Annotated in this window: 3 protein-coding genes; 1 reads left to right on the forward strand and 2 read right to left on the reverse strand. The window is 45.0% G+C overall.

Translation table 11 applies throughout. The features are described 5' to 3' along the window. Window positions 1-12: 12 nt before the first annotated feature. Window positions 13-19,104: an Ig-like domain-containing protein gene (locus tag I6F48_RS02030; RefSeq protein WP_197118694.1), complete on the forward strand. Its 19,092-nt coding sequence runs from the start codon at window positions 13-15 to the stop codon at window positions 19,102-19,104. 147 nt (window positions 19,105-19,251) lie between these two features. Here I6F48_RS02030 and flgN read toward each other — a convergent pair whose 3' ends face one another. After that, window positions 19,252-19,683: a flagellar protein FlgN gene (gene flgN, locus I6F48_RS02035; RefSeq protein WP_024589967.1), complete on the reverse strand. Its 432-nt coding sequence runs from the start codon at window positions 19,681-19,683 to the stop codon at window positions 19,252-19,254. Next, window positions 19,676-19,996 (reverse strand): flagellar biosynthesis anti-sigma factor FlgM, encoded by a 321-nt coding sequence (flgM, locus tag I6F48_RS02040; RefSeq protein WP_007581856.1) that lies wholly within the window; start codon window positions 19,994-19,996, stop codon window positions 19,676-19,678. The genes flgN and flgM overlap by 8 nt, the downstream gene beginning before the upstream one ends. Window positions 19,997-20,035: the final 39 nt, after the last annotated feature.

A 20,035-nucleotide genomic window follows, 5' to 3' on the forward strand; every position in this document is an offset into this window, starting at 1 on the left:
GAGGGTACCTAAATGGAAGCAAATCAACTTGTAGTTATTGATATTCAGGGTTCGGCGGGTGTTGTGTTGGATGATGGCTCAATAAGAGCGTTAAACGTTGGTGACATTATTACCGTAGGTGATTTAGTTGTTACTGCTATTAAGTCGTCGTTACAAATAGATGTGCAAGGTGAAACCTTATCTATACCCGCAAATCAAAAGGTAAAAATAACACCAGACCTATTAGCTAAAGAAGCAAGAGACTCTAGCGAAACAACTGTTTTTGATGAAAGTTTAGATGAAGCAATCGCAAGCTTAGATTTAGGTACAGAACAAGACTCATCAACGGCGGCTAATTCAGATGTAACAGATTTTTTAGATGCATTAGAGGGTGATGGGGACATTTTAGATAATTTAGAGGCAACAGCCGCTGGTGGCGGTAATGCAGCTGGTGCAGATGGAGGTAGTTCGTTTGTACAGTTAACCCGAATTTCTGAAAGTGTTGATCCTAGTAGTGTTACTTTTGATTCTTCTTTTGATCAAAGCGCTACTGAAGCTTTTAATTTAAGAGATACCTCTGATGGTATTGTGCCTGACGCAACTTCGGCTTCTATTTCACTTAATGAGCTGGGCGTTACTAATTCATCACAACCAACAATTACCGGTACGAGTGAAAACTTAATTGGCGAAACGGTTAATGTGACGGTAACTGATGTTGATGGAAATTCTCAAGTAGTTAGTGTTGTGATTGGCCCTGATGGTACCTTTGAAATAACCCTACCAACTCCAGTTGCGGATGGCCCTGTGACCGTTGTTGTTGAAGCAACAGATCCTGTTGGCAACCCTATAAACGACACTATTTCTATAGAAATTGATACAACACCTCCGCTTATTGCTATTGATCCTGTTGCCGATTCTGCTTCGCAAACAGTGACAATAACAGGGACTGTATCTGGGTTGAATACTGGGGATAATGTGTCAGTCACGTTAACGGATAGTGCAGGTACGGTACAAACAATTGTTACTCAGGTTGATGCGCTAGGAAATTGGGTTATTACTACTACCTCACCTTTATCTGAAGGAGAGTTTAACGTAAGCGCAGTGGCGATTGATGCCGCTGGAAATCAAGCTGTAGATCAAGCTTTAGCGAATGTAGATTTAACTGCTCCGGTAATCACAGTAAATGTAACTGATGAAACAAATAACGCAACACCACCACTTGTTGGAACAACAAATGGTGTTCCTGAAGGCACGCAAGTAACAATTACTGTTACAGATAGTGCAGGACAAATACAAACATTAACTGCGGTTACTCAAGCCGATGGAAGCTGGAGTGTAGAAGTTGGGACTCCTTTACCCGAAGGTGATTTTACTGTTGATGCACAAGTAAGCGACAGTGTAGGAAACTTAGCATTAGCAAGTGATTCAGGAGTAGTTGATTTAACGGCGCCTACGGTACAAATTAATAATATTAACGATACTCAAGACACCACGCCAACTATTACAGGTAACGCGCAAGATGTACCTGCTGGCTCTATTATTAGTGTGGTTATTACCGATTTTAATGGTCAAACTCAAACATTATTAACCCAAACTAACGCTGATGGTGATTGGTCTATTGACGTAACTACGCCATTGGCTGAAGGGCAGTTTGAGGTTGATGCAAGTGTAAGCGATGCTGCAGGTAATCAAGCCCAAGCAAATAACCAAGGTGTTGTTGATTTAACAAATCCAGATATTACCGTTACTGCAATTGCTGATACTAACGATACTACACCAACATTTGTAGGTAGGGTAGAAGACGCCCCAGCAGGCTCTGTAATTACAGTATTAGTAACCGATATAAACGGTAGCGTACAAACTTTAACTACTTTATTAAATGAAGATGGCACATGGAGTGTTGATGCTAATGAAATCTTGCCAGGTGGTGAGTTTACAGCAACTGCGTCAGTAACCGATCCAGCAGGTAATGAGGCTACTGCGCAAACAAACGGCGAAATAACGTTTGCTCCTATTTCAATTCAAATCGATGCAATTGCTAATACTAACGATACCACTCCATTTTTAAGTGGTAACACCGGTAATGTGCCTGCAGGTACAACCATTACTTTAACTATTACGGCAAGCGATGGGAGTACGTTTACATTACTTGCAGTGACGCAAGCTGATGGTTCGTGGACTGCACAAGTAACAACCCCTCTACCTGAGGGCGACTTTACCGTAGTTGCTGCTGTTATAGATGACTCGGGTAATGAGGCGCAAGCAAGTGCAGTAGGTAATGTTGATTTAACGGTAAGCATTAATTTTATTATTGATACTAACGATACAACACCAACAGTTAGCGGCTCTACCCAAGACGTAGAGCCTGGTGCATTAGTAACCGTTACATTTACAGGAAGCGATGGCGTAGCAGAAACCGTGCAAGTAGTTACTGGTGCTGACGGAAGCTGGTCAGTTGAGGCAAGTAATGAATTGGTTGAAGGTCCGTTTAGTGTAATTGCAACAGTGACTGATGCTGCAGGTAATACAGCTTCTGCAAGTGAAACTGGAGAGATTGATTTAACCGACCCTGCAATCACGATTAATCCTATTGAGGATACGAATGATGTAACCCCATCTGTAAGCGGTATTGTAATTGATGTACCTGCAGGGACCGAAGTTACATTAGTAATAACTGACAGTGAAGGCAATGAACAAACACTCACAACACTTACAAATGCCGATGGTACATATACAGCGGATATTATTGCAGATCTCAGTGAAGGAGATTTCACAGTAACAGCGAGTGTTAGTGATACTGCTGGTAATAGCAGTACTGCAACTGTTACAGGTACGGTTGATTTAACCGCACCAAGCGTGACTATTAACAATATTGCAGATACAAACGATACAACACCTACTCTTACAGGCTCTACCCAAGGATTAGCATCGGGCAGTGAAGTAACTTTAACTGTTACCGATAGTCTAGGGGCTGAGCAACAGTTAGTTACTACTATAAGTGCTGATGGTACTTGGAGTATTGAGATTCCAACTGCTTTAAGTGAGGGGGATTTTACAGTAACAGCTAATGTATCTGATAATGCGGGTAACGCAGCTCAAGATTCACAATTAGGCACAGTTGATACCACCCCTCCTTTAGTTGCAATAAATGACTTTGCTGATTCAAACGATACAACACCTACATTTAGCGGAACAACGAGTGATGTAGCTCCGGGTAGCCTTGTTAGTGTTTTAGTTACTGATGCAAATGGTGAGTCTCAAACATTGACGGCGGTTGTGTCAGAAGATGGAACTTGGCAAGTAGGTGCAACTCAAGCTGTTGCTGAAGGCGACTTTACAATTACGGCAACAGTAACAGACGCTGCAGGTAATGAAGCAAGCGATACCGGTACTGGAACAATTGATTTATCAGCTCCAATTATAGCAATTAATGCAATCCCAGATAGCGCCGATACTACTCCAACAATTTCAGGTTCCGTACAAAATGTGCCAGCTGGAACAACGGTTACGTTAACATTGACGGACGCTGGTGGTAATACACAAACAATTACAACACAAACGCTAGCTGATGGTACTTGGACAGCTGATGCTATTAATGAGTTAGTTCAAGGTGACTTTAGCGTTAATGCCATCGTTAGCGATGAAGCAGGTAACCAAAGTGAAACCTCAGCACAAGGAACTATCGATAATACCGCACCAAATATTACGATTGATGCACTGGCGGATAGCAATGATACAACACCAACTATTTCAGGCACCGCAACGGGCGAGCCAGAGGGCACCGTTGTTACTATTACCGTGACTGATGAAGCAGGTAACCCACAAACCATCACCACAGAAGTACTCGCTGACGGCACTTTCACTGTTGATGTACCAGATGAATTAAGCGAAGGCGAATTTATTGTTGAGGTATCGGTTACCGATACCGCAGGTAATGAAACCACAGCAACAACGACGGGCGAAGTTGATACTGCCGCGCCAACAGTTATTATTGACCCAGTAGGTGATACTAACGACACCACCCCAACTATTTCAGGCACTGCAACGGGCGAGCCAGAGGGTACAGCTGTTACTATTACGGTAACTGATGAAGCAGGTAACCCACAAATAATTACTACTGAAGTACAAGCCGATGGCACCTTTAGTGTGGATGTACCAAATGAATTAAGTGAAGGCGAATTTACTGTTGAGGTATCCGTTACTGACACTTCAGGTAATGAAACAACAGCAACTACGACTGGCGAGGTTGATACTTTAGCACCGGTCATCACGATAGATGCGCTGGCGGATAGTAATGACACCACCCCAACTATTTCAGGCACCGCAACGGGTGAGCCAGAAGGCACGGTTGTTACTATTATAGTTACGGATGAAGCAGGTAACTCACAAATAATCACCACTGAAGTGCAAGCCGATGGTACCTTTAGTGTTGATGTGCCAAATGAATTAAGTGAGGGTGAATTTACTGTTGAGGTATCGGTTACCGATACCGCAGGTAATGAAACCACAGCAACAACAACAGGAGAAGTTGATACCGCCGCGCCATCAGTGATTATTGACCCTGTAGGTGATACTAATAATAACACCCCAACAATTTCAGGCACCGCAACGGGTGAGCCAAAAGGCACATTAGTTACAATTACGGTAACTGATGAAGCAGGTAATCCACAAATAATCACCACTGAAGTACAAGCCGATGGCACCTTTAGTGTGGATGTACCAAATGAATTAAGTGAAGGCGAATTTACTGTTGAAGTATCGGTTACCGATACCGCAGGTAATGAAACCACAGCAACTACGACTGGAGAAGTTGATACTTCAGCACCGGTGATCACGATAGATGCACTGGCTGATAGTAACGACACCACCCCAACTATTTCAGGCACTGCAACGGGTGAGCCAGAGGGTACAGTTGTTACTATTACGGTAACTGATGAAGCAGGTAATCCACAAATCATTACCACTGAAGTACAAGCCGATGGCACCTTTAGTGTTGATGTACCAAACGAATTAAGTGAAGGTGAGTTTACTGTTGAGGTATCCGTTACTGACACCGCAGGTAATGAAACCACAGCCACAACAACGGGAGAAGTTGATACTGCCGCGCCAACAGTTACTATTGACCCCATAGGTGATACTAACGATACCACACCAACCATTTCAGGCACCGCAACAGGTGAGCCAGAAGGCACAGTTGTTACTATTACGGTAACTGATGAAGCAGGTAATCCACAAATAATTACTACTGAAGTACAAGCCGATGGCACCTTTAGTGTTGATGTAGCAAATGAATTAAGTGAAGGCGAATTTACTGTTGAAGTATCGGTTACTGATACCGCGGGTAATGAAACCACAGCCACAACAACGGGAGAAGTTGATACCACAGCGCCAATAGTTACTATTAATGCGCTAGGCGATACGAGTGATACAACACCAACTATTTCAGGCACAGTTAGCGGTGAGCCAGCTGGTTCAACCGTAACTTTAACAGTGACCGATGCTAACGGTGCAGTACAAATAATTACAGCAGAAGTAATTGCAGATGGAAGTTGGACTGCAGAAGTATCCGCGGCTTTAGCTGAAGGAAGCTACTCTGTAGATGCAAGTATTAGTGATAGCGCTGGTAATGAAGGCACAGCAAGTGCTTCAGGCACAATTGATACAAGCGCATTGACCATTACCATTGATATTATTGGCGAAACTAACGATCAAACACCTCAAATAAATGGTGATACTTTTAATGCACAAGCTGGCTCTCAAGTTGAAGTTCAGATCACTGACTCAGCGGGTGCAATAATTACTTTAACCACAGTTGTTGATGAAAACGGTCTTTGGAGTGTTACTCCGCCTGCAAATTTAGCTGAGGGCACCATTTTAATTAGTGCAACAGTAACAGACATAGGTGGTGGAACGGCTAATGCAGAGCTTGATGCTGTAATTGATATTACGCCTCCAACAATACAAGTTAATGAACTAGAAACTAGTAATGACACTACTCCAATTATTTCAGGTAGCACAACAGACGTAGCTTCAGGCACAGTTATAAATTTAACGGTTACTGATTCTCAAGGGGTTGTTCGCACATTTAGCACTACAACGGATGTAGAAGGTAATTGGAGTGTTGAACTTTCTCAAGAGTTGGCCTCGGGCGATTATTCTGTAGAAGCTGAAGTATCTGATGCTGCTGGAAATAGTGCTTCAGATACGGCTACAGGCAACATAGATACATCAGGGCCTAGTTTAACCGTTGACTTTGATACTGTAACTAACGACTCAACACCTACCATTTCAGGCACTAGTGATGCAGACGTTGGTACCAGCATCACGGTTGTTATTACTGATGGAAACGGGGTTGAACAAACACTTACCACCACAGTAGATACAAATGGTAACTGGGAAGTAACTCCACAAGCAGATTTAAATGAAGGTGATAACACCATCGAAGTGAGTGTATCTGATGAAGCAGGAAATACGACAACAGTTACAGATACAATTACGTTAGATACGCAAGCACCGACATTAACTATTCAAACTGTTGGCGATGTAAACGACTTAACACCGACATTGCAAGGCACCAGTAATGAAATTGGTGGCACCGTTACACTCACCATCACCGACAGCGAAGGTGCTGTGCAAACCATTACCACCACCGTTGAAAGTGATGGTCACTGGGACATTGAAATTCCAAGTGCGCTTGCGCAAGGTGACTTCACTGTAACCGCGAGTATTACCGATGCTGCAGGCAACGACACCACTGCCAACAGCAGTGGTAATGTAGATACTATTACACCCGTTATCACCGTTGATGCACTGGGTTTAGGCAACGACAGCACCCCAGTTGTTAGTGGTACCTCAACAGAGCCTGAAGGCACCGTTGTGAATATTGTTATCACAGACAGTAACGGCGATGAAACACCAATTACAGCCACAGTCGATGCGAACGGCAACTGGCAAGCAATCAGCCCTGAATTACCAGAGGGCAGCTACAGTGTGCAAGCCAGTATCACCGATGATGCAGGCAACACCGGCGGCGCCACACAAACAGGCAACCTAGATACCTTAGCGCCGACATTGACGTTAGACACAGTCGGTGCCACGAATAATAGCACACCAACAATTAGCGGGACATCGAACGCGCCAGCAGGCACGGTTATAACGATTAACGTCACGGATGCAAATAATACAGAAACGTTCACCGCAACAGTACAAGCTGATGGCAGCTGGTCAGCGGATGTACCGAATGCACTGAGCGATGGTGAGCTCACCATTGAAGCTAGCGTTAGTGATAACGCCGGTAATACCACTACATTAAGTGAAACCGCAACACTCAACACCACGGCCCCAAGCATTAGTATTAATGCATTGGTTGATACCAACGACACCACCCCAACCATTAATGGTACAAGCGATGCGGCAGATGGCACCACGATTAGTTTAACGTTTGAAGACAGTGCAGGGAATATTACGACTGTTGATACGACGGTAACGGGTGGTGTATGGAGCATCGATGCACCAACTGATTTAGTCGAAGGCGAATATACTGTTACCGCACAGGTAGACGATGGCCTAGGTAATATCGGCAGCGCCACCGAAACAGGCGAGATTGACTTAACCGCACCAAGCCTTGTTATTGTAGACAATGGTGTTAGCAATGACACGACACCGACCATCTCGGGTACAAGCGATGCGCCACAAGGCAGTGAAGTCACTATTATTGTGACAGACAGTGCCGGTGCACAGCAAACCATTACCGCGACAGTTGGCGGAAGTGGCGCGTGGTCAGCCCCTGTTACGACAGCCCTTGCAGAAGGTAACTTCACCGTAAGCGCAAGCGTGAGCGATGCCGCTGGCAACGAAGCCAACGGCACAGGCGCAGGAGAGGTGGATACAATTGCACCGACCCTTGTACTTACCAGCCCTGGTTCAAGTAATGACATCACCCCGACATTTAGCGGCACAAGCGATGCGGTTGAAGGCACGGTTATTAACTTCACCGTAGTGGATGATTTTGGTAGCTCACAAACGTTCACCACCACTGTGGATGCTGATGGCAACTTCTCAGTGGAAGTACCGACTGCACTGGCAGAAGGGCCATACAGCATCGAAGCAAGTATTAGCGATGCGGCAGGCAACAGCACCGATATTGCGAGCGATGACACCATTGATACCACAGCACCAAGTGTGAGTGTAGATGCGCCATTATTAACAAATGACAGCACGCCTACAGTGACAGGCATCAGTGATGCGCCTAACAGCACCATTACCGTTACGTTTATCGATGCAGAAAATGCCACTCAAAGCATTGATGTACAAACCGATGCTAATGGTAACTGGAGTGCGACACCAACAGGTACATTAGCTGAAGGTGACTACAGCGTCAGCGCCAGCATCACTGATGCTGCAGGCAACACAGGCACCGGCACGGACAGTGGCGAAGTAGACGTAACCCCGCCAGCACTTGCCTTTACACCAACGTTTGAACTTGGTTTATTAATTACCCTAAGCGGTACGTCTGACTTGCCCATTGGCAGTGAAATTACTATTACCGAGCAACTTGTTAACGGTGGTATTGGTGCAACATATACCACTACAACGGATGCGGATGGCAACTGGTCATTAGTCGGGTTGGATGTATCTTTACTTGATGTTGGCTCAGTGATCGCAACAGCGACCGATGCCGCAGGTAATACCCGTACAATTAGTTCAGATGACTTTGATAATACACCGCCGACACTCACTGTTGATGTTGCAGCACAAAGCGACAGCAATACACCGGTTATTAGCGGCACAAGCGATGCGGGTGAAGGCGCGCAAGTCACTATTGTAGTGACCGACAGCGCAGGCAACCCGCAAACTATCACCGCCCTTGTGGATGCAAACGGTGATTGGAGCGCCACACCAGCGACACCATTAAGTGAAGGTCAAAGCACCATTGAAGTAAGTGTACGCGACAGTGTTGGCAATGAAACCACCGTGAGTGACACCACGACTATCGACACGCAAGCGCCAACGCTCACCATTCAAAACGTAGGCGATGTTAGCGATTTAACACCTGAGCTGCAGGGCACCAGTAATGAAATTGGTGGCACTGTCACACTCACTATCACGGATAGCGCAGGTGCTGTGCAAACCATTGATACAATAGTTGACAGCGATGGCCACTGGGTTATTGAAGTATCAAACGCGCTTGCCCAAGGTGAGTTTAGCGTTGTTGCCAGCATTACTGATGCTGCAGGCAACGACACCACCGCGAGCAGCAGTGGTAACGTAGACACCATCACACCGGTTGTCACCGTTGATGCACTGGGTTTGGGTAACGACAGCACTCCAGTGATTAGTGGTACCTCAACAGAGCCTGCAGGCACGGTTATCAACATTATTATTACCGACAGTAACGGTGATGAGCACCCAATCACTGCCACAGTTGATGCCAGCGGTAATTGGCAAGCAACCAGCCCTGAATTACCAGATGGCAGCTACACCGTACAAGCCAGTATCACCGATGATGCAGGCAACACCGGTGGCGCAGTTCAATCAGGCACTCTTGATACCTTAGCACCGACATTAACACTGGATACCGTGGGCGCCACGAATAACAGCACACCAACAATTAGCGGGACATCAAACGCGCCAGCAGGCACGGTTATAACGATTAACGTCAGGGATGCAGATAACACAGAAACGTTCACCGCGACAGTACAAGCCGATGGCAGTTGGTCAGCAGATGTACCGAATGCACTGACTGACGGTCCACTCACTATCGAAGCAAGCGTCAGCGACAGTGCAGGCAACACCACCATGTTAAGTGAAGGCGCAACATTAGATACCAACGCACCGAGTATTAATATCGATGCATTAATGGACACAAATGATACAACACCGAATGTGAGCGGTACCAGCAGTGCAGCAAATGGCACTATTATCACCGTCAGTATCACGGACAGTAATGACATAACAAACACGGTACAAACAACCGTTACAGACGGTATCTGGAGTGTTGAAGCCCCTGTTGACTTAGCTGAAGGCAGTTATGAAGTTGAAGCGAGTGTTACAGATGGAAGCGGCAATACAAGTACAGCAACAGAAAATGGTGTAGTGGATACGACCATTCCTAATATTGCCGTAAATGATGTAACCGTGACTGATGACACAACACCTACGATCACTGGCACAGCGAATGCGCCACAAGGCAGCACCGTGAGCGTTGAAATCACCGATAGTAATAATATTACTCATACCGTAACGACCACATTAGGGGTTAATGGCACATGGAGCGTAGCAGCCACGCAAGTACTGGCTGAAGGCACCTTTACAGTGAGCGCCAGTGTGAGCGATGCCGCAGGCAACGAAGCCACTGCCACAGGCACTGGTGAAATAGATACCATTGCACCGACACTTGTACTTACCAGTCCAGGCTCAAGTAGCGACATCACCCCGACACTTAGCGGCACAAGCGATGCCGTTGAAGGCACCGTTATTAACTTCACCGTGGTGGACGATCAAGGCAATACACAAACCTTTACGACCACTGTGGATGCCGATGGCAACTTCTCTATAGAAGTACCGACTGCCTTGGTAGAAGGGCCGTACACGATCACCGCCAGCATCAGCGATGCAGCAGGTAACAGCACCGGTATTACAGGTAACGGCACAATAGACACGACCGCGCCAAGCATTACCGTGGATGCGCCAGTACTCACCAATGACACCACACCCACAGTGACTGGCACCAGTGATGCACCTAATAGAACTATCACAGTTACGTTTACAGATGCAGCGAATGCCACTCAAAGCATTGATGTACAAACCGATGCAAGTGGTAACTGGAGTGCAACGCCAAGCGGCGATTTAGCGGAAGGTAATTACAGCGTCAGCGCCAGCATCACCGATGCTGCAGGCAACACAGGCACCGGCACGGACAGTGGCGAAGTCGATATAACACCGCCAGACTTAGCATTTACACCTACCTTCTTATTAGGTTCATTGGTGTTATTAAACGGTACATCTGATTTACCGGCTGGCAGTGAAATTACTATTACTGAGCAACTTGTTGGCGGCGGTGTGGGCGTAAGTTACACCACAACCACTGACGCCAATGGTAACTGGTCACTGACTGGTATTGATATCTCATTACTGAACTTAGGCTCAGTGATCGCAACAGCGACCGATGCCGCAGGTAATACCCGTACAATTAGCTCAGATGACTTTGATAATACACCGCCGACACTCACTGTTGATGTTGCAGCACAAAGCGACAGCAACACGCCAATCATAAGCGGCACAAGTGATGCGGGCGAGGGGGCACAAGTGACTATAGTGGTTACTGATAGCGCAGGCAACCCACAAACTATCACCGCCCTTGTGGATGCAAATGGTGATTGGAGCGCCACACCAACCACACCGCTAAGCGAAGGTGAAACGACCATTGAAGTAAGTGTGCGCGACAGTGTCGGCAACGAAACCACCGGGAGTGACACCACCACCATCGACACGCAAGCGCCAACACTCACCATTCAAAACGTAGGCGATGTTAGCGATTTAACACCTGAGCTGCAGGGCACCAGTAATGAAATTGGTAGCACTGTCACACTCACTATCACGGATAGCGCAGGTGCTGTGCAAACCATTGATACAATAGTTGACAGCGATGGCCACTGGGTTATTGAAGTATCAAACGCGCTTGCCCAAGGTGACTTCACAGTTGTTGCGAGCATTACCGATGCCGCAGGCAATGAGAGCACAGCGAATAGCAGTGGCAATGTTGATACGGTTACACCAATCGTCACTGTTGACGCATTGGGTCTAGGTAACGACAGCACCCCAGTTGTTAGTGGTACCTCAACAGAGCCTGAAGGCACGGTTATCAACATTATTATTACCGACAGTAACGGTGATGAGCACCCAATCACTGCCACAGTTGATGCCAGCGGTAATTGGCAAGCAACCAGCCCTGAATTACCAGATGGCAGCTACACCGTACAAGCCAGTATCACCGATGATGCAGGCAACACAGGTGGCGCAGTTCAATCAGGCACTCTTGATACCTTAGCACCGACATTAACACTGGATACCGTGGGCGCTACGAACGACAGCACCCCAGCAATCAGCGGAAGCAGCAATGCGCCAGCGGGCACAGTGATAAACATCAGCGTAAGCGACGGCACCACAACCGAAACGTTCACCGCGACAGTACAAGCCGATGGCAGTTGGTCAGCAGATGTGCCGACAGCATTAGCTGATGGAGAGCTTACTATTGAAGCCAGCGTGAGCGATAACGCCGGAAACACCACCACATTAAGTGAAACCGCGACACTCAACACCATCGCGCCGAGCATTAACATTAATGCCTTGGTTGATACCAACGACACCACACCAACCATTAATGGTACAAGTGATGCAGCCGATGGCACCACTATCAGCTTAACGTTTGTAGACAGTGCAGGAGCTGAAACCACCACGACCATCACGGTCACCGGTGGCCTATGGAGCGTTGCAGCGCCTGTTGAGTTAGCTGAAGGCGAATACACGGTCACCGCAGAAGTAGATGATGGACTAGGTAATATCGGCAGCGCCACCGAAACAGGCGAGATTGACTTAACCGCACCAAGCCTTCTTATTGCAGATAATGGTGTTAGCAATGACACGACACCGACTATCTCGGGTACAAGCGATGCGCCACAAGGCAGTGAAGTCACTATTATTGTGACAGACAGTGCCGGTGCAGCGCAAACAATGAGCGCCACCGTGCTTGCTAATGGTACGTGGTCAATTCCTGTACCGGTAGCACTTGCAGAAGGCGCATACAGCATTAGCGCGAATGTTGAAGATGTGGCAGCCAACGACACCACTGCCACAGGCACTGGTGAAATAGATACCATTGCACCGACACTTGTGCTTACCAGTCCAGGCTCAAGTAGCGACATCACCCCGACACTCAGCGGCACAAGCGATGCGGTTGAAGGCACGGTTATTAACTTCACCGTAGTGGACGATCAAGGCAATACACAAACGTTCACCACCACTGTGGATGCTGATGGCAACTTCTCAGTTGAAGTACCGACTGCACTGGCTGAAGGGCCGTACACGATCACCGCCAACATCAGCGATGTGGCAGGTAACAGCACCAATATTACCGGCAACGGCACCATTGATACCACAGCACCAAGTGTGAGTGTAGATGCGCCATTATTAACAAACGACAGCACACCGACGGTTACTGGCACCAGTGATGCGCCTAACAGCACCATCACGGTTACGTTTACCGATGCAGCGAATGCAGTGCAAACTATTGATGTACAAACCGATGCAAGTGGTAACTGGAGTGTAACGCCAAGCGGCGATTTAGCGGAAGGTAATTACAGCGTCAGCGCCAGTATCACCGATGCCGCAGGCAATACAGGCACGGGTACAGACACTGGCGAAGTCGATATAACCGCTCCGGATCTTGAAATTATTCCATCGTTTTTATTAGGTAATTTAGTTTCTCTTTCGGGGGATTCTGATCTACCAGGGGGTTCTGTAATCACTATTACAGAGTACCTAGTTGGGGGATTAGTTGGTGCAACTTATACAGCAACGACAAATCCTGATGGTACGTGGGGGCTTGCAAACATAACAGTACCTTTACTAAACCTTGCCTATGTGACTGCCAGTGCAACGGATGCAGCTGGTAATGTCAGAACAATCAATACACTTGATTTTGATAACGTAGCACCAGAATTAACCGTTAGTGTCGATGCTTTATCTAATGACAGTACGCCAGTAATTAGCGGCACCACCGATATGGGGCAAGGCACTGTAATTAATATAACCGTGACTGATAGTGAAGGAGAAAGCCAAGCGTTTACTGCGACAGTTCAAGCCGGTGGCGACTGGTCTGTTGCTGTACCTGCAGAGCTAGCGCAAGGTCAATATACCGTTGTTGCAGAGGTTAGAGACAGTGTTGGTAACTTAACAACGCAGCAGGCTCAAGGTGAAATAGACAGTGTTGATCCTACATTAATTGTGAACGAAGTTAACGCGACAATAGATACAACACCTACAATTTCAGGCACAAGTAATGAGATAGGTGCAGATGTAAGCATTATTATTGGTGGTCAAACACTAACAGCAACTGTGGGTACTGATGGCAATTGGCAAGTAGATGTCCCCGTAGCACTTGTTGATGGTGATTATACGGCGCAAGTAAGTATTACCGATGACGCTAATAATATCAGCAGCACGACTATTGATTTAACAATTGATACCCAAGTACCTGTTATTGTACTTAATGATATAACTGTATTTAACACTAATACACCAATTGTAAGTGGTACTTCAACTGAACCACAGAATACGGTGGTCGATATAGTCATTACAGATAGTAATAATGACATACATACTTTAACCGCAATAGTTGATGCTAGCGGCGATTGGCAAGTTACAGCGCCAAGCTTGCCAGATGGCAATTATGATGTAGAGGTAAGTATTACCGATGATGCTGGTAATACAGGCTCTGATACAGGTTCGAGTTTTGTTGATACTCAAGCACCAAGTATTACTATAAATGCATTAGGTACAATTAATAACAGCACGCCAACTATTTCAGGCACATCCAATGAACCTGAAAACACGAGTATTACAGTAACTGTGACCGATGGAGATAGTACCGAGACTTACACAACTGTTGTTGGTGCAGGAGGTGCTTGGACTGTAGATATTACAGATGTACTGACTGATGGTGAAGTTACAGTTTCTGCAAGTGTTACTGATGCCGCAGGGAATGAATCAGTTGCAAATAGTACCGCAACTTTAAATACCAATGCGCCTACAATTAATATTAATACAATTGTTGATACGAACGATCAAACACCAGCAATATCAGGCACAAGTAGTGCAATAGATAACTCGGTGATCACAGTCGTTATAACTGACGTTAATAACGTTTCACATACTGTAACTACGACGGTAGTAGGCGGGATTTGGAGTGTTGATGCGACAACTATTCTTCCTGAAGGTGAGTTTACTGTTTCGGCAAGTGTAACTGAAGGAAGCTTAACGAGTAATACAACAGGTAGCGGTGTTATCGATTTAACCGCGCCAACGCTTAGTATTACGCCGCTTGTAACTTTAAATGATACAACGCCTACAATTTCAGGCACAACAACCGCACCGCAAGGCGCATTAGTTATTATTTTAATTACTGATAGCTTAGGTGCAGAGCAAACGGTTAATGCTACGGTTGGTGCAAATGGCACATGGTCAGTCGCTGCAAGTACAGAGTTGAGCGAGGGCACTTACACGGTTTTAGCTTCAACAACAGATACTGCCGGTAATCCTGTAAACACAAGTATTACAGGGGAAGTTGACATAACAGCGCCAGTTGTGACCATTAACGATATTGCTGGAAGTACCGATCTAACTCCAAGTATTTCAGGGAATGTGACAGGTGCCATGGTAGGTGATGCAGTTGCTGTGGTATTTACCGATGCACTAGGGAATAAGCATACTGTAAATACAACAGTTCAAACTGGTGGTGTATGGTCTGTAGAGGCAACTAGCTCTCTATCACAAGGAGATTATTCAGTTGAAGTCTCTGTTACTGATAGCGCTGGTAATACCGGGGACGCAACAAATACAGCAACCATTGATACAATTGCTCCTGAGATTAGTATTAATCAAAGTTCATTAATACTGACTCAAGATAGCACTCCATTAATTACAGGCACATCTAACGAAGCAAATACAAACGTTATAGTTACCTTTACTGATTCTGCTGGAGTTTCTCATCAAATGACCGTTCAAACCGATGGCAATGGAGACTGGCAAGCGGCTGCTAATAATATTTTAGCTGACGGTGTTTACAGTGTTAGTGCAACTATTAGCGATGCTGCGGGCAATACTTCGGTCGACAATAAAACCGGTGGTGAGGTTGATACCGTGGGACCAGAGCTAACAATTGTGCCTTCGTTCCTATTAGGTCAGTTGGTTTCTTTATCTGGTACATCTGATTTGGGCGAAGGTAAAACCGTTACGGTTACTCTAGAGCTTGCAGGTGATTTACTCGATTTAACATACGATGTAACCACAGATGCAAATGGTGATTGGGAGCTATTAGGCCTAGCCGTTAATGTTATTGGCTTATCAGTTATTGAAGCCTCGGCAACCGATGATGTGGGTAACACCACCACTATTACGACTGCTGATGTAGATGCTTCAACCCCAGTACTAAATGCGGTAGTTGACTTTGCTACTGGTGAGGGCGATTTACCAATAATTAGTGGTACGACCGACCAAGCACCAGGCACTGAAGTGCTAGTTAAAGTGGTAGATAGCGAAAATGTAGTACAAGAGCTTACGGCTATAGTGCAAGCCGATAATACGTGGGCTGTGCAGGTTCCTCAATCATTAGCTGAGGGGACATTTAGTGTAACAGTTGACGTGTTAAGTGAGGTCGGTATTACTACCACGCAACTACTTACCGCAGTGGTGGATACAATATCGCCAACACTTGGCTTACAGGTTATTGGCACAACATCAGATTCAACGCCAATAATCCAAGGTACCAGTGATTTAATTAATGGTGTTGTTGAAATACAACTAGATGGCGGCACTGTACTAACTACTACAGTTGATGCTTTGGGAATATTTACACTTGAAGTTGATGCATTATCTGAAGGGCAACACGTTGCTAATGTGAGTATTACTGATGATGCAGGTAATGTAGTTACCGATACGCTTGAATTCGTCGTTGATACGCTAGTACCAGTGGTTGGAATTTTACCACTGAGCATTAGCAATACAGATATATTAGAGCTTTCAGGTACATCACCAGAGGCGGAAGGCACAAATATTGATGTAACTGTTATTGGTAGTAATGGCAACGAAACCGTATTTAATACTTTAATTGATGGAGATGGCAATTGGTCTTTAGTAACTACTAGCTTATCAGATGGTATATATACTGTTTCTGCAAGTATAACTGACGCCGCAGGTAATACAGGGCAGTCGGCCATTGAGCAAGTAACGATAGATACTATAGCGCCAGCGCTAGGAATTGATGCGTTTGGTGTACTTAATACGCTAACACCTACTATTGAAGGGACAAGCGATGAAGAGGTAGGAAGTTTAATTACCGTAAATATTACTGACTCTACAGATACATTATATGTAGTTACCACTTCGGTATTAGGAGACGGAACATGGCTTATTGTTACTCCTTTACTTGCTGAAGGTGACTTAACAATTGAGGCAATAAGTACAGATGATGCTGGGAATATAGCAACAGTTACGCAAACGGGCACTATTAGTACAACCTTACCAGGTTTGTTAATTAATCAAATTGTAGATACAAGCGATACAACGCCAACAATTACAGGTACCACAGATATATTAGCAGGTGACGTACAGGTAGTTATTACCGATAGTAGCGGTACAGCAACGACATATAACACCCAAGCTATTGCAGGTGTATGGACTCTAATACCTACAACACCATTAGCTGAAGGTGCCTTTACTGTAAGTGCTACAGTTGAAAACTTAGGGCTTACAAGTTCTACAAGCCTAGGTGGCATTATTGATTTAACACCACCAACAGTTGAAGTTAACCAGTTACCTGTTACTAATAACCCGTTACCAACAATTACAGGTACAAGTGATGCACCAGCAGGTACAAATGTGAGTGTTGTTATTACCGATGCTAATAATGATTCACAAACTATTACCGCTCAAGTTTCAGGAAGTGGCACATGGTCAGTAACAGCTACCACCGCGCTTAGTGAAGGTAGCTTTAGTGCAACAGCATCAATAAGCGATACAGCGGGTAATTCTGCTAGCGATACTATGGTGTCAAGCACAGACTACACAGCGCCAACTGTAGTCATAGATCCAATATTGGTAGGGCAAGATACAACGCCTACTGTTACGGGGTCAGTTACTGGAAGCTTTGCAGGTGCAGCGGTTATAGTTATGTTTACTGATTCAGCTGGTGCCACTCACAATGTTCAAACAACAGTTGGAGCTGATGGGACGTGGAGTGTGACATCAGCAGAAGTACTTCCTGAGGGCAACTACAGCGTTGATGTAAGCATTGTTGATGGTGCAAGTAATACTGGTACGCAATCATCAAGTAGCGCAATTGACTCAGGTATTACAATTGATTCAGGATTGGTACTAACTACAGATCAAAACCCAGTTATAACAGGTACAGCCGCTCCAGGTGAGTCAGTAACGGTGATCTTTAGTGGCGCTACAGAGGCAACTGAAACAGTATTTGCTGATGCATCTGGTGAGTGGAGCGTAACAGCTAATACTACCTTAGCTGATGGGGCTTATACAGTAACAGCTGTAGCGACCGATAGTTCTGGAAACGCAACATCAAGCGGTAGTTTATCTGGATTGGTTATTGATAATACACCGATCAACTTTACAGTAGAACCTGAGTACTTACTTAATTTATTGGGTATAGGGATATTGGTTGGTTACGAAGGTACATCTGATGGCGGTGAGGGAAGTAAGGTCTATATTTTCGACTCATTAGTTTTAGGCATTGATTTAGCATTAACTTCAGCGCCATATGCAGTTGTAGATGCTCAAGGTAATTGGGACTCTACTAATTTAGATCTGAATCTTTTAGGTTTACTGGGTACAGGTCTTGAAAACACGCATTTCTATACTGTGGACGAAGCTGGTAATTATCAAGTTAAAAATGGAAATGATGTATTTATAGAGTCAGGCAATATTTACGATAATGGAGCAAGCGCTGCTTCTGGCGATACAATCCCTGCATCATTTAGCGAAGAGTCGGCTCTAGGCGATACAATTCCTAATGAAGTTTCAAGCAGCAACGTATTAAGCACTGAAACAATTGACTTAGGTAACTTGAGTGGTCTGTCAACACCTGAGCAAACGGTCCAAATGAGTTCGGCGGAACCGCTTAATATTGATGACGTTATTATTAGCGAAGATGCAGAGCAGCTTATAGCGCTAAATACACTGGTTGAGGACGAAGGCTCTGCAATTGCTTATACTCCAGCTCAAAGTGGGGGAAGCATTGATGCAGCAGCACCTGCGGTTGATGTGCAAAATCAATCGGAAGAGATGATTAAACACTTAATTGAAAGTAGTAATAATCAAACGGATATTTAATATTAATAGAGCCCTCTTAATTATTTATTAAGGGGGCTTACATTATTAAGCAAATGGATATTATTTATAACGAAATTTAAGAACAAAGGACATTAAAAAAGCCTTATTGATATATCAATAAGGCTTTTTTAATGTAAAATTTTGGGCTTACGCTTTTAAATTACGAACCAATTTACTCTCGGTATTTACAGATTTACCGGCTTGATCGTAGGTCATTGACGTTGGTGCGCCAATTAATATCTCTTTTAATTGTTTAACACTAAGTTGCGCTTGGCGGGCAGCATGAGCATTAACATTATTTTGTTTTTGGCATTGCGCAAGTTGAGTTTTAACTTGGCTTATTAGCTCAGATATTTCAGGATTTTGTGTATCGTTACTGGCAATAAGCTTACTTAGCTCTTTATCAAGAGTGCTTAGCTTAGTTAAAAAAGACATTTTTTGTTGGGTAATTTCTTTTAAACCAGCACCACGTCGTGAAGCAATAGCAGTAAGCTCGTCGTTTAATAGCGTATGCAAAGAATCTAAACAACTTACTTGTTGGTTTAGTTTTACGCTAATTAAACTATTATGATCAGCCATACACATTAAACTCAAAATCAGCTAAGTTTTTAGCAAGCTTTTCACTGTCCACTTGATATTTACCTTCGGTTATTGCTTTTTTAAGCTCAGCAACTTTATCGCTGTCAAATCCAGACGATTGCTGTGCTTTATCTTGAAGCGTTTTTAATTGCTGCGCTTGCGGCGTTAAGCTTACAGAGTCACTTGCTGCTTTAGGCGAAGGAGTCTGCGTCGCTTGTGTATTTGCGTTATCTTTTTTTAAATCAACTTGTTGTTGCTTTGCATTTGTTAACGCATTAGCTTGTTGATTACTGCCATTAACTTGATTAACCATAATAATAAACCCGTATATTACCCAACTTATGCCATGTTA

Source organism: Pseudoalteromonas sp. SWYJ118 (genome assembly GCF_015864505.1).
Lineage (GTDB): Bacteria > Pseudomonadota > Gammaproteobacteria > Enterobacterales > Alteromonadaceae > Pseudoalteromonas > Pseudoalteromonas arctica.

What these genes read in the sequence shown, in the direction of transcription:
- I6F48_RS02030 (WP_197118694.1), top strand. Translation starts at nt 13, where the DNA reads ATGGAAGCAAATCAACTTGTAGTTATTGATATTCAGGGTTCGGCGGGT.
- flgN (WP_024589967.1), bottom strand. Translation starts at nt 19,683, where the DNA reads ATGGCTGATCATAATAGTTTAATTAGCGTAAAACTAAACCAACAAGTA.
- flgM (WP_007581856.1), bottom strand. Translation starts at nt 19,996, where the DNA reads ATGGTTAATCAAGTTAATGGCAGTAATCAACAAGCTAATGCGTTAACA.